Genomic DNA, 18,659 nt, shown 5'->3' on the forward strand with positions numbered 1-18,659 from the left:
TGATTTATTTCTACTAAACCCCTTTTCTGCCATACTGTTTTGGAGAAGCAACAAAGGAAATTACATTCTTTCAGGCACTTCTATACCCAGAAGCTCCATACTCCGGCGGACAATCACTCCTGTTACGGAAGACAGCTTGAGCCTGAAGTTCCTGAGGTTTGCCTCTTCCACCTTCAGTATAGGCTCTTCGTGATAAAACTTGTTGTAGAGCTTCGCCAGTTCGTAGGCATAGTTAGCGAGCTGCGCAGGACTGTATTCTTTTGCTGAAGCTTCCAGCACCGCCGGATATCTGCTCAGCGCCAGGATCAGCTCGCGCTCCGTGCCGCTCAACTCAGATACTTCGCCAAAGGTTTCCGGATCACCGCCTGCCTTGTTCAGTACAGACCGGATTCGGGCGTGAGTATATTGAATGAACGGTCCTGTGTGCCCCTGAAAGTCGATCGACTCGTTAGGGTCAAACAGCAGTCGTTTCTTTGGTTCAACTTTCAGCAGGAAATACTTGAGGGCTCCAAGTCCGATCATGCGGTAAAGGCGATCTTTCTCATCCTCGGATAATCCTTCCACCTTACCAAGTTCCTCGGTACGCTGTTTAGCGGTTTCAACCATTTCTGCTATCAGGTCGTCGGCATCTACCACTGTTCCTTCACGTGATTTCATTTTCCCTGAAGGAAGGTCAACCATGCCATATGACAGGTGATAAAGACCTCTGGCCCAGCTCTTGCCCAGCTTGTTAAGGATCAGGAACAGCACCTTGAAGTGGTAGTCCTGCTCATTCCCCACCACATAGATAGACTCGTCCATACTGAAGTCGTTGTACTTCAGCTGGGCGGTTCCAAGGTCCTGTGTGATGTATACAGAGGTACCGTCGCCCCTGAGCACCAGCTTCTCATCCAGCCCGTCGGCGGTCAGGTCAATCCAGACGGAGTTGTCTTCCTTCCTGAAGAAAACTCCTTTCTCCAGCCCTTCATCAATAATATCCTTGCCGAGAAGATAGGTTCCCGACTCATAGTAATACTTATCGAAGCTTACGCCCAGTTTCTTGTAAGTCACATCGAAACCCTCGTACACCCAGCCGTTCATCTTCTTCCAGAGCTCAATGACCTCCGGCTCGCCGGCTTCCCATTGCTGGAGCATTTGCTGCGCTTCCCTGATAAGAGGCGCATTCTTCTTTGCTTCGTCCTCTGTCTGCCCCGCAGCTTTCAATTCATCGATCTGCTTTTTGTACTCCTTGTCGAATATGACATAGTATTTCCCCACCAGGTGATCTCCTTTCAGTCCGCTGCTTTGAGGGGTTTCCCCCTCGCCGAACTTCTTCCAGGCAAGCATCGACTTACAGATGTGTATGCCACGGTCGTTAACAAGGTTCGCCTTAATTACTTCGTACCCCGAGGCTTCCAGTATTTTTGAAACAGAATAGCCGAGCAGGTTATTACGGATATGTCCAAGATGCAGAGGCTTATTGGTATTGGGCGATGAATATTCTACCATCACTTTCTTGCCGTTGGGAGCAAAGACTCCGTACGTGCCGGCACTGATATGCGTGCGAAAGTCGTTGATGAGGTATTCGCTTGTAAGGGATATATTGAGAAATCCTTTGATCACGTTGTAGTCGGCCACCTCTGCCAGCTGGCTCTTCAGGTACTCGCCAATGTCATTTCCGGTCTGCTCGGGAGACTTCTTTGATACGCGGGTTAAAGGAAAAGTAACAACTGTAACTTCTCCCGCAAACTCCTTGCGGGTTTCCTGCAGATTGATATCAGCTTCTTTAAGGTCGGCATTATACAAAGCTTTAACAGCTTCAAGGGTTCCCTTTACAATAAAATCCATGCGCCAAAATTAATCATTAGAGTGAAAAAGCCAGAGTTTATATTCGCACAAATCTGGTAGATTTGTCACAGATGTCACTCCAGTATGAAAAATGAACAATTTGAATTATCTGTTGGCTCTGAAACCGGGACCTTACGATGCCTGCTCATCCACAGCCCTGACAGCGGCATCGGTCGCGTAGCCCCTTCAAAAGCGCAGGACTGGCTTTTTGAAGATATTCTGCATCTCGACACGGTGAGGAGAAAGGAATACGACTACTACATCAAGCTGCTTCTGTATTTTCTCGACCCCGGGAGGATCAAGGGCAGGCTGAGCGCTATTGACGCGGAAGAAAGCAACCGCGAGTTCTTTAAGCCTTCCAAGCCGGGCTTCCACAAATCAGACAAGGTGATTGAGTTTGAGTGTTTGCTGGCCGACATATTGGGGCAGAGTGATATATGCAAAAAGCTCACCGCCTCGGTCTGTGCCATTGAAGGCTGCAGCTACCAGATGCAGCAGGAGCTGATCGGCACTCCCGCCACTGAGCTTGCCAAGATCTTTATATCCGGATACATGCCCGGACACGGCATGATCTTCCCTCCCATTCCGAATCTCATTTTCACGCGCGACATCGGAATAACCATCAACAACCACATCCTCCTGAATAAGCCCGCCAAAAAGGCCCGCTCGCGTGAAACACTTCTGGCCCGTTATATTTTCTATAATCACCCCCTTTTTGCGAAGTATCGCGAAAATATCCTGGAGATCCCTGCCACCATTCAATATTTCCTGCGTCCCGGAGAGGAACATGGCGAGAAGACAACCATCGAAGGCGGCGATGTGATGGTGGTTAGCCCTGATCATGTGCTCATTGGCTGCAGCGAACGCACATCAGCCAGCGGTGCCAGCGAGACCATCAAACTATTGTTCGAGCGGAACGTGGTGAAAAAGGTTACCGTGATCAAAATCCCCCATAAAAGGGATTTCATGCATATTGATACCATCTTCACCCAGATTGACCGGCGCACCTGGGTGGTTCTCGGCTCCATCTCATCCCAGCAAAAGCATAAGGGATCTGAACCGGTAGATTACCTGTCGGAAAAGCGGAACAAGGAGAAGCCTGAGATCTTTCAGTTTGAAAAGGGACGGATCGATAAACCGCGCATGTACAACTGCATCGAAGACTTGCTGAGCGATATTAGCCGGACAGACTTAAAATGCGATGAGCCCGTCAGGTTCATCTACAGCGGGAACAACCACTTTCCCTTCGATGTGCGGGAGCAATGGACTGACTCCTGCAACCTTCTGGCTCTGAAAGAAGGTGTAGTAGTTGGCTACGACCGCAATGACCGCACCCTAGAAGCCTTTAAGGAAAAAGGATTCTCTGTAATACGGGCTGAAGAGCTGGTTGAAAAGTTAGAATACGATGAGCTCTCGGTCGACGATATTTCAAACACCCTCATCTTAATGCCTTCAGCCGAGCTGTCGCGGGCAAGAGGAGGCTTTCATTGCATGAGTATGCCTCTGCTGAGGGATTAACAGCTAAAAAAGATGCAAACAACTTCATCTGTATTAATGATCCGGCCTGCAAGGTTTTCATTCAACACTGAAACTGCGGCAAGCAATGCTTTTCAGGATCAGCGGCTTAAAGACCAGCAGGTTCAGAACGACGCCCTGACGGAGTTTGACGGGTTTGTGAGGACCCTGAGAGAGAATGGCGTCGATGTAACGGTGGTGCCCGACTCGCCTGAGCCCCATACTCCCGACTCGATCTTCCCCAACAACTGGATCTCCACGCATGACGACGGCACCGTGATCCTCTATCCTATGGAGGCGCCCAACCGCCGGCTTGAAAGACGGCCGGAAGTTCTGGCAGTCCTGAAGGAACGGTTCATCATCAGCAGACAAGAGGATCTCACCTCCTTCGAAAACGACGGAAAGTACCTGGAAGGCACCGGCAGCATGGTGCTGGACCGCGACCACCGCATCGCCTACGCGTGTCTCTCCACGCGCACGCATCCTGAGGTGCTGAAGGAATTTGAAAGGAGGACCGGATACCGGACGATCTCATTCCATGCGTACGACCAGCAAGGCACCCCGATCTACCATACCAACGTGATGATGTGTGTAGGATCAGCCTGCGCCGTCATCTGCCTCGACTCGATCAGCGATGAAGCCGAAAGGAATGCGGTAGTGCAGTCGCTGAGGGCCTGCAAAAAGGAAATCATCGAAATCTCCCCCGAACAGGCGGCGCATTTCGCCGGCAACATGCTGGAACTAAGCAGCGAAGGCGGAGATAACCTTCTGGTGCTCTCCGAACAGGCATTCATGAGCCTCACTGCGGAACAAAAAGAGACGCTCTCGGGCTTTTGCAAGTTCGTTTACGCCCCCCTTTACGTGATTGAAGGCTGCGGAGGAGGCAGCGCCAGATGCATGGTGGCAGAAATTCACCTCGCCCGAAAACAAGGCTGAAGCCCAGACGAATTCAGATAAGGGAAGACTCCTGTCAGGCATACTAAAATCCAAACTCTAAGCGTATTATCATATTTAAAATAACTGGAAGTAATATTGACTAAAAATCACATTTTTGCGAAAATTTTTATTTAATGCAGAGCTACGAGGAATTTCTTGATTTAAGTGTGGGTTTTCCGCAGGACGGGTTCGAGGTAATCGACGATGAGTTATACTTTCACGACCTGAACCTGATGGAGATGATCGAGACGTACGGCACCCCGCTTCGCTTCACCTACATACCACTGATCACCAAAAAAATCCAGCAGGCAAAACTATTGTTTCAGCATGCTATCATCAATAATAACTACCGTGGCAGCTACATGTATTGTTACTGTACCAAGAGTTCGCATTTCAGGCATGTGGTAGAAGAGGCATTGAGAAACGATATCCATCTCGAGACTTCTTCTGCATTTGATATGCCCATGATCGACGCTCTTGAAAAGAAAGGCGTGGTGACAAAAGATATCACCGTGATCTGTAACGGATTTAAGACCTACCAGTACAAGCAATACATCATTGACATGTTCCATGATGGCTTCCACAATATCATTCCGGTGCTCGACAACAAGGAGGAGTTCAACATATACGACGATGAACTCGACATTCCCTGCAGCCTGGGTATCCGGATCGCAGCGGAAGAGCAGCCCGACTCGCAGTTTTACACCTCCCGTTTAGGCATCAGGCTGGAAGATGTGATCGACTTTTATAACAACAAGATCGCCTCTAATCCCAACTTCAAAGTAAAACTGCTTCACTTCTTCATCAATTCGGGGATATCAGATACGCCTTACTACTGGAACGAACTTGAAAAATACGTTACGCTCTACTGTAAGTTTAAGAAGATCAATCCCGACCTGACAACGCTTGATATCGGCGGAGGCATGCCGTTCAAGGACTCCCTCGTATTTGACTTCGACTACGAATACATGGTCAACGAGATCGTTAAGCGGATCAAGGAAATCTGCGCCGAGCACGAGGTGATGGAGCCGGACATTATTACCGAATTCGGAAAGTATACAGTAGCTGAGGCTTCAGGCATTTTATACAAGGTGCTGGGCAGAAAGCAGCAAAACGACAGGGAAAAGTGGCTGATGCTCGACGGCTCATTCATTACCAACCTTCCTGACGTTTGGGCCTTGAACCAAAAGTATATCTTGCTTCCCATAAATAACTGGGATTCAGAATACGAACGGGTCAATCTTGGGGGAATAACCTGCGACGGTCAGGACTATTATAATCAGGAAGCTCACATGAACAGCGTGTTCATGCCAAAGACGAGAAAAGTGCAATACCTGGGCTTCTTCCATACCGGGGCTTATCAGGAAGTACTAAGCGGCTATGGCGGCATTCATCACTGCCTCCTGCCCTCTCCGAAGCATGTGATCATCCGGAGGAACCGTGATGAGACGTTTAACTTCGATGTGTTTGGGGAAGAGCAGAACAGCAAGCAGGTGCTCAAGATCCTGGGATACACCTGAAATCCTATGGTTGCGGAATAAATAAAGCCGGAAGTTCATGCAGATTCATTCAATCCATGACTTCCGGCTTTTTTCTTGATTTCCGATTGCGGCACGGAAGGCACCTGAAGACCCGGCTAATCCAGCAGCTATACTCCTGGAAGGTTTCAGAGTCGCTTCTCTTATACTTCAGATTCGTTTTCTGCGTGGGGCACCTCCGGACTGAGTGCGGGTTAAGTGCGGGTTTAAGCCTAAAAAAACCGCAGTCAACCCGCACTCAACCCGGACTCAACCCGCACACACAGATAATGAGAACATAACATGAATCCTATTTGGTACTGAACAGAGTAGTAGAAAACGACCTCAATGGCCGTACCTGCTTCCCATCAGACTTATGAGTCAAATCGTTCCAGTTGCTTAAGCAAGGTAGCGAAATCTTTTGGATAAGGAGCGCTCACTGTAATTTCCGTATCAGGATCAATATGGAAGGTCAGTTCCTTTGCGTGCAATGCAAAACGCTTCATAATAGGCAGCTCTTCCTGATCTTTCCCTAAGTGGTACCCTCTTTTGATCTCGGAGAGGAATACCGGTTTTCCACCATACATATCGTCGCCGGCAATAGATGCGCGCTGAGTAGCGAGGTGGATACGGATCTGGTGCATGCGACCTGTGACTGGCTGGCATTTGATCAGCGTGTAGTGCCTGAAGTATTTAATCGAGTTAAATATGGTTTCGGCAGGCTTTCCGTCCTGCTTGCTGATGCTTACATTTTTATTGCCCAGGTTTAATATAGGCAGGTCAACTTTAAGATCCTGAAAGACATGAGTTCCGTTTACCACTGCATGGTACACCTTCTTTACCTTACGGCGCTCAAACTGCATAGAAACAGAACGATAAGCTTCGGGATTCTTTGCTATAATCAGGCAGCCGGACGTCTCTTTATCGAGCCGGTGACATACCTGCGCATCGACCACATATTGTTTGGCGAGCCTCAGGATACTCAGCTCTCCTCCTTCGCGCTCGTCGAGCGAACTGATAAACGCGGGCTTATTTACAACGAACAGATCATCATTTTCAAACAGGATCAAGTCCTTTATCTTCGGAATCTTCACGGCGGCAAAATTAAGGATATTATATGAAAGTGTTTCCCACACCTTTTGGCCAATGTTGAAAAGATTTAGCGGGGAATCCCATCTTTTCCCTTTACACTTGCATGCGCTTCCGGTTCCTTCCTCTTCAGGGGAAGGATTAAAAGGGAACCCGGTGCAAGTCCGGGACTATCCCCGTAGCTGTAAGCTCCATAAAAAGCCGTACCCTCATATGCCACTGTCGCACGAAGCGATGGGAAGGCGGTACTGCCGGAGCAAGTCAGAATACCTGCCGGAAGAGAATTTGTAGCTTTCGGGTGAAAGGTATTGCAAAAAGAATAGTCATCATCTCTTCTCTTTGTATTCCCCGTATGCTTATTGATCTGATACTAAGATAAGATATGGTAAACTACGTAATTAAACGAAACGGAGAATTTGAACCCTTTTTCGATTTCAAGATTAAAGACGCAATTGAGAAAGGCTTCGGCAGTGTACTGAAGTCAGTCGACGAAGCCGTCTTCACTCAAACCCTGGCCGCACTGCGTTCTAAAGCGATATGGGCCGTTGAAGATATTCAGGACCTGATTGAGAAAAACCTGTTCGAGCACGGACACTTTGAAGTGATGCGGGCGTTCATGCTCTATCGGCATACCCGGAAACTACAGCGCGAGCATGTGCCAGGCGTTCATGAGGACACTACTTATGTAGACAGCTCGATGACGATTGAGGAATACATCAATCAGACGGACTGGAGGATTAACGCCAACGCCAATACCTCCTATTCCAACGCGGGAATGGTTAACAATGTGGCGGGCAAGGTGATTGCCAACTACTGGCTCGACAAAGTGTATTCTAAAGAGGAAGGATACGCGCATCGTAACGGCGATATCCATATACATGACCTCGACTGCCTTACGGGCTATTGTGCAGGCTGGAGCCTGAGAAACTTGCTGAACGAGGGTTTTAACGGCGTGCGGGGCCGGGTGGAAAGCCGTCCGCCGAGACATTTCAGGGAAGCACTGGGACAGATGGCCAACTTTCTTGGCATCCTGCAGAGCGAATGGGCCGGCGCGCAGGCTTTCAGCTCTTTCGACACCTACCTAGCTCCCTACGTTTTTAAGGATAAGCTCAGCTATACCGAAATCCTGAAGGCAGTCAGAAGCTTTGTCTATAACCTCAACGTTCCTGCCCGCTGGGGGCAGTCGCCCTTCACCAATATCACCATCGACTGGACGGTCCCAGAAGATCTCAGGGGGCAGTTCCCCTCCAGTAAGGACTCCCATCTATTCTCGGGGCTGCATGACGCGGAGCTGGAAGAAAAGGCAAGAGAAAGAGGCGCGGCCAGCCTGACCGATCTCTGCTACGGACATTTCCAGGAGGAGATGGACCTCATCAACCGGGCATACTATACGGTGATGACAGACGGCGACGCCAACGGGCAGCCTTTTACATTTCCCATCCCTACGGTGAATATTACTGAGGATTTCGACTGGAACGGGGTAAATACCGATCTGCTATTTGAGAACACAGCCAAGATCGGCTCCTCCTATTTCCAGAACTTCATCGGCAGCCAGTACCTGACTGATGAGAACGGCAACCAGATTGAAAACCCCGAGGCCTATAAGCCGAATGCAGTGAGAAGCATGTGCTGCAGGCTTCAGCTCGACCTTCGCGAATTGCTGAAGCGAGGTAACGGTCTGTTCGGCAGTGCTGAAATGACGGGAAGTATCGGGGTGGTGACCATTAACATGGCCAGACTGGGATTTCTTTACCGGGGGAACATCGCCGGCCTGTATGAGCGGCTCGACTATCTGCTGGAGACAGCGAAGTCGACCCTCGAAAAAAGAGGGTGTTCGTTCAGGAAATGTTCGACCGCGGCCTTTACCCTTATACGCGTCGTTACCTCACGCACTTCCGCAATCATTTCTCAACCATTGGCGTCAACGGGATCAATGAAATGATCCGGAACTTCAGCGGCGACAAGGAGTCTATTGTTTCCGCAGAGGGCAAGCAGATGGCTATTGAGATCCTCGATCATATCAGGAAAAAGATGACGGAGTTCCAGGAGGCAACAGGAAATCTCTATAACCTCGAAGCTACACCTGCCGAAGGAACTACCTACCGCTTTGCCAAGGAAGACAAAAAAGATTTCCGGAGATCATTCAGGCCGGCCAGGGCGATACGATTTACTATACAAACAGTTCCCAGATCCCCGTCGACTACACTGACGATCCTTTTGAAGCGCTTTTTTTGCAGGACGAACTGCAGTGCAAATACACAGGAGGAACCGTGCTGCATCTTTATATGCGGGAACGGCTCAGTTCTTCTGAAGGCTGCCGCAACCTGATCAGGAAGGTGCTGTCTAACTTCAGGCTCCCTTACGTGACCGTTACGCCTGTATTTAGTATCTGCCCGCAGCACGGATACCTGAACGGAGAACATGAATTCTGCCCGCTTTGTGATGAAGAATTACTTAAGGAACTTAATACTAATAATAAAGAAAATGAACACGATGAACAAGGAACAGCTCTTGCAGCTCAACACTGAAAAGAGAACAAAATGCCTGGTGTATACACGCGTAATGGGGTACCACCGACCAGTTGAAAGCTTTAATACGGGAAAGAAAGGTGAACACAGACAGCGCGAACATTTTAACGAAAAATACTGCGGGTAACCCGATCTATGACATCACGCCGTTCACGCTTCTTGACTATCCCGGCAAGACGGCATGCATTATCTGGTTTGCGGGTTGTAACATGAGGTGTTCCTACTGTTACAACCCCTCCATTGTGCTTGGAAAAGGATCGATCAGTTATTTTGACGCTCTTAAGTTCGTCATTTCGAGAGGTACTCTCCTTGATGCGGTCGTCTTAAGCGGCGGCGAATGTACTTCGCATAAAGACATTCAGCTCTTCGCCGAGTCGCTGAAGAAATTGGGGCGACTGGTCAAGGTAGACACGAACGGCAGCAATCCGGAAGTATTGAAAGGCCTGATAGCGGGGCAGCTTGCTGACTTTGTCGCCCTTGATTTTAAAGCTCCCCGGGCAAGATGGGAAGAGCTTACAGCTTCGAAGCACTTTGAGCACTTTGAGCAAAGTCTGGGGCTTCTCATTTCATCGGGAGTGCCTTTTGAAGTGAGGACTACCGTCCACGACGGGCTCCTGACTACAGAAGATCTGAGCGGGATGATCACTTACCTGGAGGAAAAGAACTACCGGGGCACTTATTACCTGCAGGAGTTCAGGAACGCCACCTCCACAATCGGCAGCCTTCCTCCTTCGGGCCGGCTGACAAAAGACGGACTAAAAAGCAAATCGTTTGCAATTGAAATAAGGGCTTAACGCGTGAAGCGCAGCCCCTATTTCAATCGCGACTGTCGAAATCGCTCCTGTTTCTTATAATTGCTGCTCAGCGACTTGCTGGAGGACCTCAGGCGTGGATATCCAGATAGCCCTGTTTTCGGTTATTCCTGTGTCTGTATTTGTGCCGACGCAGCTTCATCAACCAGCCAGTGCACCTCACCCTTAGACTCCCTGATCAACTGAGCAGGATATAGATCGGGGTTCAGCTCACCGTATAGTACTTCTTTTAAAGCATGTGCCTTATCCTCACCAAAGACCATGAATATAACAGAGTCAGCACCGTTGATAAGCGGAGCTGTCAATGTGATGCGGTACATGTCCTGTTCTTTTAGAAAGAAGGTCTTTACTGCTTTGCTGTGATCATGCACGACTGGCGACCCGGGAAAGATGGAAGCAGTGTGTCCGTCGGGTCCCATACCAAGAAAGATGAGATCAAATTTTCTTTCCTCGCCCAGGCGCTCTGCCAGCAGCTCATCGTAGTACTTTGCGAATTCTTCCGGCGAGGCTGAGCCGGAATACATGGGAAAAATATTTGATGCCGGAATGTTTACCCGGTCGAGCAATGACTCAAAGGCCATGCGCGCATTGCTGCGCTGATCGGAAAGGGGTACCCAGCGTTCATCTCCCCAGAATACAAGCACCTTATCCCACTCTATCTGATCTGAATATTCAGGTAGGGATAGGAGCTCATGGAGGCCTCTGGGCGAATTGCCGCCGGTAAGGGCGACTGAGAAGAAGCCCTTTTTGGCGATGGCCCGGGTGGCCGAGTCGACGAACATGCCTGCTGCCCGCCGGAACAAGTCGGCCTTATCAGAAAAGCGTTCTACTATCATTCCTCAGTTTAATGTTTGAAACTATGCGTATTGATGGCCCATACATGTCCTTGTCTGGCGATGAGAGCCTCCGAGTTTTCCGGCCCCCATGAACCAGCTGCATAATTTGGAAAATCAAGAGAAGTGCGCGACTCCCAGGTTTCCAAAACAGGTGTGATTACATCCCAGGCTTCCTCAACCTGATCGGACCGCATAAAGAGTGTTGCATCTCCCCGCATGGCGTCGAGCAAGAGGGTTTCGTAGGCTTCAGGGCTCTGGGTAGAGCACTTGTCGTAATCGAATATCATTTCGGATGGCTGAAGGTTCATCTCAAGCCCCGGCCTCTTCGTGATAAACCTTAGCCGGATGTCCATTTGCGGCTGTATGCTAATGGTGAGGCGGTTGGCAATGAGACTGTCCGACTGGCTATCAGGAAAGGTAGAATGAGGGACAGGGCGGAACTGAATGGTGATTGACGAAGCCTTCTCCTGCATCCGCTTCCCGGTACGAAGATAGAAAGGCACGTCCTGCCAGCGCCAGTTGTCGAGATAAAGCTTCAGCGCGGCAAAGGTCTCGGTGTTGGAGTTGGGGTCTACGCCTGGCTCTTCGCGGTAGCCCTTCACCTGCTTACCCTGCAGCCAGCCTGAGCCATACTGTCCGCGAACCGCATTTTTATGTACCTCATCAGGCTTTAACCTTCTGACGGCCCGCAGTACGTCGACCTTCCTGTTCCTGATCTCCTCGGCAGAGAACGACACAGGAGGTTCCATGGCGATCATGCACAAGATCTGCAAGAGGTGGTTCTGGATCATATCCCTCAGTGCCCCGGAGCCTTCATAGTAGCCTCCCCGTTCTTCCACACCTACCTGCTCGGCCACAGTGATCTGCACGTAGTCGATGTAATTTCGGTTCCAGAGTGGCTCGAAAAGCGCATTGGCAAACCGTAAAGCCAGGATGTTCTGCACCGTCTCTTTTCCAAGGTAGTGATCTATGCGGTAGATCTGCTCCTCCTGGAAAATACTGGTAAGGAGTTTATTAAGGGCAATGGCTGTCGCCTTATTATGTCCGAACGGTTTCTCTACGATGATGCGATCTGTGGAAGGATTCGCGGCAAGCTTAGCGTGATGAATGTTGGTAGTTACCGCTTCTATGAACTGAGGCGCCACCGAGAGATAAAACAGCCGGTTTGCCTTTGTTGACCATTCTGCTTCGAAACCGTCCAGTATGGCAGCCAGCTCCCCATAGGAGGCAGGGTCGTTGATGTCGGACTGGAAGTAGGATATAGACTGGCTGAACGTAGTCCAGACGTCGGGGTTGGGTGTTCCGCTCCGCGAGAATTCTGTCAGCCCCTGAAGAAGGCGGTCCCGATAGTCGCCGTCATTCAGTTCTGATCGCCCCAGCCCTACTATTCTGAGCCGGTCGGGCAGCCATCCTTCGATGAATAAATTATAGAAGGCTGGTATCAGCTTTCTCTTTGTAAGGTCGCCTGTCCCGCCAAATATGACGATAATTGCGGGAGCTGCGTCTTTTCCTGTTTTCATAACTGTATGTCTGTAGAAATAGAAAGTCTGGCTTAATCCCACTCGGTATGGAAAGAGCCCTCGCGGTCTGTACGCTCATACCGGTGCGCGCCGAAATAGTCACGCTGCGCCTGTATGAGATAAGTGGGAAGCACCTCGCTGCGGTAGGCGTCGAAATAGGCAAGCGAAGCGGACAAGGCCGAAGCAGGTATGCCCAGATCAATAGCCAGCTTTACAAATTCGCGCAGCCTGTTATGCAGGGCTCCCAGGCGGCCCGCAATTTCTTTGTCAAGCAGCAGGTTGGGCAGATCAGGCCTGCGCACATAGGCCTGACGGAAATCTTCAAGGCAAACTGCACGGATGATACAGCCGCCGCGCCAGATGGTGACGACCTCTTCGAGCTTCAAACCGTAAGCATACTCTTTTGAGGCGAGGGCAAGCTGCGCCAGCCCCTGCGCATAGGCAGTGATCATAGCGAAATAAAGGGCATCTTTGGCAAGAGCGATCACGTCATGTGTTTCAGAGGAAGCCCCTGTCGCCTGACGGGGATACAATGAACTTGCTGCAAGCCGCTCCTCTTTATACTTCGACAGATCCCTCATCATGACGGCGCTATCGATCACAGGAACCGGTGCCTGAAGGTTCATGGCATTCTGGGAGGTCCACTTTCCTGTCCCTTTTGCGCGGGCGACGTCAGAAATAACATCGACCAGCAATTTTCCGCCCATGTCGTCTTTACGACTAAGTACTTCAGCAGTAATTTCAATCAGAAAGGACTTCAGTTCGCTCTCACTCCAGTCGGCAAATACCTGCTGAAGCTGGTTATTATCGATGCTGCATCCTCTCCTGAGAATATCGTACACTTCTGATATGAGCTGCATAATGCCGTACTCGATACCATTATGAACCATCTTTACATAATGACCCGCAGAACCCTTGCCGAGATACGTAACACAGGGCTGGCCGTCGACCTTGGCAGCGATGGACTCAAAGATGGGCTTCAGCCGTTCGTAGGCCTGCTGATCTCCCCCGGGCATCATGCTCGGTCCGAATCGCGCGCCTTTCTCTCCTCCGGAGACTCCCATACCAAAAAAGTGAATGCCTTTCTGCGCCAGCTCCTCAACGCGGCGATCCGTGTCTTCAAAAAAGGTATTTCCCCCGTCGACCACAATATCGCCTTCATCGAGATGAGGGAGTAGACTGGAGATTGCTGCGTCTACAGCTTTTCCTGCAGGCACGAGCAGCATGACGGCACGCGGATGGCGAAGGGAAGCGGCGAATTCTTCAACAGCTGTATAGCCGTTAATTTTATGGCCCTCTGCTGCTTCATTTTTAAGGGCCGTTACTTTTTCACCGTCGAGGTCGAGCCCTGCTGCAGCAAAACCATGGTCTGCGACGTTGAGCAACAAATTGCGCCCCATTACTCCCAGGCCTATAATTCCAAAATCATATTGTTCCATATAAATGAGTTGTAGTATGCAAGTTTTGATAAGATGTTTAGTCACAGGAGAGGTTTGAGGAGGCTCTACCCACCCGACTGGCGTTCGAGAGCGAGCACTTTGTCGAGACGTCTTTGGAACCGGACATCCTTCTGGAATGAGGCGGTTAGAAAAGTCTCTGTTAGCTCCCAGATAAGGGCCGGCCCCAGTACGCGTCCGCCAAGACACATGAGGTTCATGTCGTCATGTTCTACCCCCTGATGCGCCGAGTAGGTTTCGGCAATCAGGCAGGCGCGGACACCCCTAAACTTGTTAGCCGCTACCGACACCCCTACACCACTGCCGCATACGGCAATTCCGCGCTGAACCTCTCCCAATGATATGGCACGGGCCAGAGGAACGATAATGTCAGGATAGTCATCTGTGGGGTCGTACTCTTTATTCCCGTAATCCTCTACCACGTACCCCGACTCTGAAAGTTGCTGTAAGAGCTTTTGTTTGATCTCGTAACCGGCGTGATCTGCCGCAATACCTATTTTCATTGAGTAGTATAGATTGTGTAGCGAAATATACAAATAACTTTATGATAAAAACGACAGACAGAAGTGACTCTTCGTACCCCTAACCAGCTCTGCAAAGCTAGTGTGACAGCCCGGGTCAGCGTCGCCATAAAGAAGGAAAAACTTATACAAATCCTGCTTCTGTTACGAAGGTGCCGTGTTTACAAGAGCGAGATTCCAGCCTATAAGACGAAATACACCCTTAACAGTCTGAAAATGGAGCAGATATTCATTTGAATGCAAATTAATATCCCGGCTCTCTGGCCTGAGAGCCAGGGGCTGCGGCCGCCCCGGGAGGCGCTTAACACAGTACAAGATCTTCTGATTCCTTTTCTTCCCTTGATACTTTCAGGCGATAGGCGGAGGGACTCATATTCATTCTTTTGGCAAAAGTGACACTGAAATGAGAGATGGAGTTAAATCCGTTCGTGAATGCGGCCTCCGCAACCGTTTCTCCTCTGCGCAGCGACTGGCAAGCCTTTCCAATGCGAAAATCGTTCACGAACTCAGTAAAGCTCATTTTAGTGATCTTTTTAAAAAACGGCAAAATGCGGGCTGCGAAAGGCCTGAAAGATCTACTACATGGCGCATATCGAGAGTAGCATGGTAATTCTGGGCCACATAAGAATAGACCTTGTTGATCCGCTCGCCCTCGCTGAGGTTGTAGCTAACCCTCCTGTAGGGAAAATCGAGGCTCCGCGCATCGGAAGTTCGCGACAAAGAAGTAATTATATTTAGAAACGACAGCGTGCGTTCAACAGGCGGAAGGTACTGCAGGGACCTGATCTTATGATCGAGCTCCGCCCTTACGGTAGCCCCAAAGGTGGTGGCTACCTTTATCCCCCGCAACCAGAGAGCGAGTTCGGAAAACTCGGGAAATATCTGGAGGGCGTTCATTAACTTATCTAGCCTGAACTGGACCACCACTTCTTCATGGCTGGCGAGAAGCTGATAATTGAAGTTTAAATGCGGAATGTTAGGAGCTATGAGTACCAGTTCTCCGTTTTCATACTGCCCGATATGGTCCCCGATCTGCCTTCTGGAGCTGCCAAAGGGAACGTAGACAAGCTCGCATTCTGGATGATAATGCCAGAATACCTGGCAGGGATTTTCGTGGTTATGATAGAAAACATTAAAAAAACAATCCTGACCGGCAGGAATATTCTCAAAAGCTAATTTCATAGATGTTTCAGTAGGGACCTAAAAATAATCATTTTCGCAACAATAAGTCAATCTGTCTAAACAAATTATCAATAGAACGGTCGCCTCATTTTTCTTTCGTCCCTAGGTTTGCAGAAAAAATTATGGAAATGACAATTGAACACATTGCGATCTGGGTAAAAGACCTGGAAACAATGAAAGACTTCTACGAAAGATACTTTTATGCGCAGGCTGGCGAGCGCTATGACAACGAAGCCAAATCTTTCAAATCCTACTTCCTTTCATTTTCGGACAGTTCAACCCGCCTTGAGCTCATGCACCAGGCGGTTATAGAAGAGAGCCGTGCTGACAGGAGCCGCTCTATCGGCCTGACGCACCTTGCTGTGGGTGTTGAAACGCGGGCAGAAGTAATGCGGCTTACCGAACTGCTCAGGAGTGAGGGCTATCCTGTAATTGGAGAAGCCAGACTAACAGGTGATGGTTACTTTGAAAGTGTCATTGCAGATCCGGAGGGCAACTGTATTGAAATCTGCTGTAAGGGACAGCACGCCGGTTAACCACTCCTGTCACATAAAAACCCGGGGCAAAAACGTGAGGTACTCTTTTTTTGCATCTGCCGTAGGGGTGTCGTCCTGCAAAACTGTAATGATATAAAACATTAGCAATGAAAAGGACACTTCTTTATCTGATTCTGTTGGGAGGCGTATATGGCTGCTCGGACGGAAGAATCAAGGGCAGCGGAAACATGCTGTCGGAAGAACGGCATCCGGGTCCGTTCGATAAGGTGAGCACTTCAGGCTCCAATGATGTATACATCCGATATGGTGATGAATACAAGGTTGAGCTGAAGGGGTCGGATAATCTTATTCCATACTTCAGCACGCGGGTACAAAACGGTACGCTGCAGCTGGGTTATGACCGGGTGAATGTCTATAACGATGATATCGATGTCTATCTGACCATGCCAGTCGTAAAAAAGGTAAAGCAAAGCGGGAGCAGCAATATTAAAATCAGCGGAAACTTTAACACCCAGAGCAGCTTTGCTTTTGAATCAAGCGGTTCAGGAGATATTGACGTACAGGACCCGTTCAGAGCAGAGCGCGTTGAGATCAAGGTATCAGGATCTTCAAACGCAGATCTGAAAAAGATTAAAAGCAGCAAAGCTGAAGTTCTTATTTCAGGCAGCGCTAAAACGTACCTGGATGTTGAAGACGCACTGAACGTTAAGATAAGCGGAAGCGGAAAGGTGTACTATAAAGGATCGCCTGCGGTTAGTTCAAAGATAAGCGGATCAGGAGAAGTTATTAAATTAACATATGAGTAATATGGCTCCATTCGTGCGACTCACTCCCCTATACGTGAAGAACCTCTACCGTTGTCTTCTGGAAAACGGACATGAGCTGGAGCTAAATCCGGGGAGGATATCGATCTTATCAGGACGCCTGGGGGGTGTCAATATTCTGTTTACTGAAGATGGTTCGTGTTCTGTATGTACTGAAGAGTTCCAGATAGAAGTCGACAGCATCAGCGGGCTGTCCCTCCATCTGCTGACCAGGCTTCTTCTGTCGCACAATGTGATCAGGAAGTAAAAGGAAAGCCGACGGCAGGAACCGCAGTAAGGCAGGGAATAAAAGGGCTCCCCAGGGCTTGAGGAACAATCGCGCTCATGCAAGAAAAGCCGACATTATTGTCAGCTTTTCTCAAAATAGTGCGAAGATATAGTAGAGGATGTCCCGGTGCTTATGTTCGGAAAAAGGCGGCTAAAAAACATAGGATCCGACGTAGTTGCGGAACTGATGTTTTAGCACCTGCCGCTTTTGTTAAAACAAATAACCAACGGAGATTGAGAACACGCGGTTCTTGGTGGAGGATTCGCTGTTATCATTTCCTGCCTCAGGCTCAATATCCTTTATTCCTAACTGGTAGCCAAGGTTAAAGTTGAAGCCGGAAGGCAGCTGGTAACCTCCGATAAACCCGAGACCGAGATCAAGACGGCGGAGCTCTTCATCCTTTCCAAACTTGACATCCTGTTTTCCGTCAGGACCTTTGATCTTACCTGAGAGACCATAGCCGAGGTACGGACCTGCTCCCAGAAATACCTTACCCGGCCCGGCATCTATTCTGGTAACTGCATTTACCGGCACATCAACGTACATCAGATTCGCCTTTGTGTCATCATCGTCTTCCCCCATTTTCATTCCTTTGCCGCTAAGCGTGAGACCCGGCTGTATTGATAATCTGGCGCTAACGGGTACGTCGACAAAGCCACCAAAATGAAAAGAGGTAACACTTGAATTAGAAGAAGAATACTCTCCCGATTTCATCTTCAGGGTGGCAAAGTTGATGCCTGTTTTAACGCCAAACCTTAGACCGTCCTGTGCATTAGCAGAACCCGCGGCTGCAAACATTGCGGTAATAAGTAGTAATTTTTTCATGTTTTTGTTGTTTCAGTTAACGATGCAAAACTAGACCGTGGCTGAGTGCTATCCATCAGCGAAACTACTGAGATACAAAAACTGGTGGTTCTACCGGGATCCCGCGCCTGGCTATATTGAGGGCGCCAGGTATAGCGTAAACCAAACGCAGGCCTGAACCCAGGTTGCCAGGAGACCCTGAGCATAGCTTATTCTAAGGCTGACGCGAACTATTATGCAGATCAAAATAGTTGAACAAAAACAGTGCTTGGGAGGGGCAGCCCTTATGGGATCTCACAGTACAATGCTTCGGCGTGCATTAAGCGCCTGGCAATGTGGCACATGAAGACAATGGAAAAACAGGAAAGCAGCAAAGCAGCAAATATAAAAAGGTAGATAGCAGGGCCATAAATCTCTGCAGATGGAGTTATTTATCTGGCTCTATTGACTTTCATTGCAGAAAGTGCTATATTTGCGTTGATAAGGTTTAGGTGCCCTGCTTGTGCTCATCACAACGGGGCTTTTT

General features: G+C 49.3%; 17 protein-coding genes, 1 pseudogene and 1 riboswitch. Of the genes and pseudogenes, 9 read left to right on the forward strand and 9 right to left on the reverse strand.

Annotated features, from left to right (window positions below):
- Positions 1 to 60 precede the first annotated feature (60 nt).
- Positions 61 to 1,827: an arginine--tRNA ligase gene (gene argS / locus ACES2C_RS17465; protein ID WP_374164346.1), complete on the reverse strand. Its 1,767-nt coding sequence runs from the start codon at positions 1,825 to 1,827 to the stop codon at positions 61 to 63.
- Between the two features lie 84 nt (positions 1,828 to 1,911).
- Between argS and ACES2C_RS17470 the strand changes: the two genes are divergently transcribed.
- From ACES2C_RS17470 to ACES2C_RS17480, 3 genes are all read left to right on the forward strand, one after another.
- Positions 1,912 to 3,345: an arginine deiminase family protein gene (locus ACES2C_RS17470; RefSeq protein ID WP_374164347.1), complete on the forward strand. Its 1,434-nt coding sequence runs from the start codon at positions 1,912 to 1,914 to the stop codon at positions 3,343 to 3,345.
- A gap of 12 nt (positions 3,346 to 3,357) precedes the next feature.
- Entirely contained in the window at positions 3,358 to 4,278 is a 921-nt protein-coding gene (gene ctlX / locus ACES2C_RS17475; RefSeq protein ID WP_374164348.1) for a citrulline utilization hydrolase CtlX, read from the forward strand.
- 134 nt (positions 4,279 to 4,412) lie between these two features.
- Entirely contained in the window at positions 4,413 to 5,798 is a 1,386-nt protein-coding gene (locus ACES2C_RS17480) for an arginine decarboxylase (protein ID WP_374164349.1), read from the forward strand.
- A 371-nt stretch (positions 5,799 to 6,169) separates the two neighbouring features.
- Here the strand turns inward: ACES2C_RS17480 and ACES2C_RS17485 are convergent, their stop codons facing one another.
- Positions 6,170 to 6,889, reverse strand: coding sequence for an RluA family pseudouridine synthase (locus tag ACES2C_RS17485; protein WP_374164350.1), 720 nt, complete (start codon positions 6,887 to 6,889; stop codon positions 6,170 to 6,172).
- A 93-nt stretch (positions 6,890 to 6,982) separates the two neighbouring features.
- Positions 6,983 to 7,177: riboswitch (cobalamin riboswitch) on the forward strand.
- A gap of 89 nt (positions 7,178 to 7,266) precedes the next feature.
- Here ACES2C_RS17485 and ACES2C_RS17490 point away from each other — a divergent pair.
- From ACES2C_RS17490 to ACES2C_RS17500, 3 genes and pseudogenes are all read left to right on the forward strand, one after another.
- A pseudogene (locus tag ACES2C_RS17490) lies at positions 7,267 to 9,412 on the forward strand (ribonucleoside triphosphate reductase).
- Positions 9,378 to 9,539 (forward strand): anaerobic ribonucleoside-triphosphate reductase, encoded by a 162-nt coding sequence (gene nrdD / locus ACES2C_RS17495; RefSeq protein WP_374164351.1) that lies wholly within the window; start codon positions 9,378 to 9,380, stop codon positions 9,537 to 9,539. Before ACES2C_RS17490 ends, nrdD begins: the two are co-directional and overlap by 35 nt.
- Entirely contained in the window at positions 9,466 to 10,206 is a 741-nt protein-coding gene (locus tag ACES2C_RS17500) for an anaerobic ribonucleoside-triphosphate reductase activating protein (RefSeq protein WP_374164352.1), read from the forward strand. Before nrdD ends, ACES2C_RS17500 begins: the two co-directional genes overlap by 74 nt.
- 122 nt (positions 10,207 to 10,328) lie before the next feature.
- Here ACES2C_RS17500 and pgl read toward each other — a convergent pair whose 3' ends face one another.
- From pgl to ACES2C_RS17530, 6 genes are all read right to left on the reverse strand, one after another.
- Positions 10,329 to 11,060, reverse strand: a complete 732-nt coding sequence (gene pgl / locus ACES2C_RS17505) for a 6-phosphogluconolactonase (protein WP_374164353.1) — start codon at positions 11,058 to 11,060, stop codon at positions 10,329 to 10,331.
- Between the two features lie 8 nt (positions 11,061 to 11,068).
- Entirely contained in the window at positions 11,069 to 12,580 is a 1,512-nt protein-coding gene (gene zwf, locus ACES2C_RS17510) for a glucose-6-phosphate dehydrogenase (RefSeq protein WP_374164354.1), read from the reverse strand.
- A gap of 32 nt (positions 12,581 to 12,612) precedes the next feature.
- Positions 12,613 to 14,019 (reverse strand): NADP-dependent phosphogluconate dehydrogenase, encoded by a 1,407-nt coding sequence (gndA, locus tag ACES2C_RS17515; protein WP_374164355.1) that lies wholly within the window; start codon positions 14,017 to 14,019, stop codon positions 12,613 to 12,615.
- Positions 14,020 to 14,084: 65 nt separating this feature from the next.
- Entirely contained in the window at positions 14,085 to 14,540 is a 456-nt protein-coding gene (locus ACES2C_RS17520; RefSeq protein ID WP_374164356.1) for an RpiB/LacA/LacB family sugar-phosphate isomerase, read from the reverse strand.
- Positions 14,541 to 14,859: 319 nt separating this feature from the next.
- The gene (locus tag ACES2C_RS17525; protein WP_374164357.1) at positions 14,860 to 15,078 is read right to left on the reverse strand and encodes a helix-turn-helix domain-containing protein; all 219 of its coding nucleotides are present in this window, start codon (positions 15,076 to 15,078) and stop codon (positions 14,860 to 14,862) included.
- The gene (locus tag ACES2C_RS17530; RefSeq protein WP_374164358.1) at positions 15,075 to 15,740 is read right to left on the reverse strand and encodes a hypothetical protein; all 666 of its coding nucleotides are present in this window, start codon (positions 15,738 to 15,740) and stop codon (positions 15,075 to 15,077) included. The genes ACES2C_RS17525 and ACES2C_RS17530 overlap by 4 nt, the downstream gene beginning before the upstream one ends.
- A 122-nt stretch (positions 15,741 to 15,862) precedes the next feature.
- On the opposite strand from ACES2C_RS17530, the gene ACES2C_RS17535 reads away from it, so the two are divergent.
- The 3 genes from ACES2C_RS17535 (at position 15,863) to ACES2C_RS17545 (ending at position 17,308) form a co-directional block, all read left to right on the forward strand.
- Positions 15,863 to 16,276, forward strand: coding sequence for a VOC family protein (locus ACES2C_RS17535; RefSeq protein WP_374164359.1), 414 nt, complete (start codon positions 15,863 to 15,865; stop codon positions 16,274 to 16,276).
- A gap of 107 nt (positions 16,277 to 16,383) precedes the next feature.
- Positions 16,384 to 17,043 (forward strand): head GIN domain-containing protein, encoded by a 660-nt coding sequence (locus ACES2C_RS17540; RefSeq protein WP_374164360.1) that lies wholly within the window; start codon positions 16,384 to 16,386, stop codon positions 17,041 to 17,043.
- Position 17,044: 1 nt separating this feature from the next.
- A complete protein-coding gene (locus ACES2C_RS17545) occupies positions 17,045 to 17,308 on the forward strand; it encodes a hypothetical protein (RefSeq protein WP_374164361.1) in 264 nt (87 codons plus the stop codon).
- A 231-nt stretch (positions 17,309 to 17,539) separates the two neighbouring features.
- Here the strand turns inward: ACES2C_RS17545 and ACES2C_RS17550 are convergent, their stop codons facing one another.
- Positions 17,540 to 18,154, reverse strand: a complete 615-nt coding sequence (locus tag ACES2C_RS17550) for a porin family protein (RefSeq protein WP_374164362.1) — start codon at positions 18,152 to 18,154, stop codon at positions 17,540 to 17,542.
- Positions 18,155 to 18,659 lie beyond the last annotated feature (505 nt).

This window comes from Arcticibacter sp. MXS-1 (assembly GCF_041902385.1).
In the GTDB taxonomy this organism is placed as follows: domain Bacteria; phylum Bacteroidota; class Bacteroidia; order Sphingobacteriales; family Sphingobacteriaceae; genus Arcticibacter.

Bases quoted from the DNA above. Each gene is read 5' to 3' on its own strand.
- ACES2C_RS17550 (WP_374164362.1), bottom strand. From the start codon at position 18,154: ATGAAAAAATTACTACTTATTACCGCAATGTTTGCAGCCGCGGGTTCT.
- ACES2C_RS17540 (WP_374164360.1), top strand. From the start codon at position 16,384: ATGAAAAGGACACTTCTTTATCTGATTCTGTTGGGAGGCGTATATGGC.
- ACES2C_RS17545 (WP_374164361.1), top strand. From the start codon at position 17,045: ATGGCTCCATTCGTGCGACTCACTCCCCTATACGTGAAGAACCTCTAC.
- ACES2C_RS17525 (WP_374164357.1), bottom strand. From the start codon at position 15,078: ATGAGCTTTACTGAGTTCGTGAACGATTTTCGCATTGGAAAGGCTTGC.
- nrdD (WP_374164351.1), top strand. From the start codon at position 9,378: ATGAACAAGGAACAGCTCTTGCAGCTCAACACTGAAAAGAGAACAAAA.
- ACES2C_RS17470 (WP_374164347.1), top strand. From the start codon at position 1,912: ATGAAAAATGAACAATTTGAATTATCTGTTGGCTCTGAAACCGGGACC.
- ACES2C_RS17480 (WP_374164349.1), top strand. From the start codon at position 4,413: ATGCAGAGCTACGAGGAATTTCTTGATTTAAGTGTGGGTTTTCCGCAG.
- gndA (WP_374164355.1), bottom strand. From the start codon at position 14,019: ATGGAACAATATGATTTTGGAATTATAGGCCTGGGAGTAATGGGGCGC.
- ACES2C_RS17530 (WP_374164358.1), bottom strand. From the start codon at position 15,740: ATGAAATTAGCTTTTGAGAATATTCCTGCCGGTCAGGATTGTTTTTTT.
- argS (WP_374164346.1), bottom strand. From the start codon at position 1,827: ATGGATTTTATTGTAAAGGGAACCCTTGAAGCTGTTAAAGCTTTGTAT.
- zwf (WP_374164354.1), bottom strand. From the start codon at position 12,580: ATGAAAACAGGAAAAGACGCAGCTCCCGCAATTATCGTCATATTTGGC.
- ACES2C_RS17520 (WP_374164356.1), bottom strand. From the start codon at position 14,540: ATGAAAATAGGTATTGCGGCAGATCACGCCGGTTACGAGATCAAACAA.
- ctlX (WP_374164348.1), top strand. From the start codon at position 3,358: ATGCAAACAACTTCATCTGTATTAATGATCCGGCCTGCAAGGTTTTCA.
- pgl (WP_374164353.1), bottom strand. From the start codon at position 11,060: ATGATAGTAGAACGCTTTTCTGATAAGGCCGACTTGTTCCGGCGGGCA.
- ACES2C_RS17535 (WP_374164359.1), top strand. From the start codon at position 15,863: ATGGAAATGACAATTGAACACATTGCGATCTGGGTAAAAGACCTGGAA.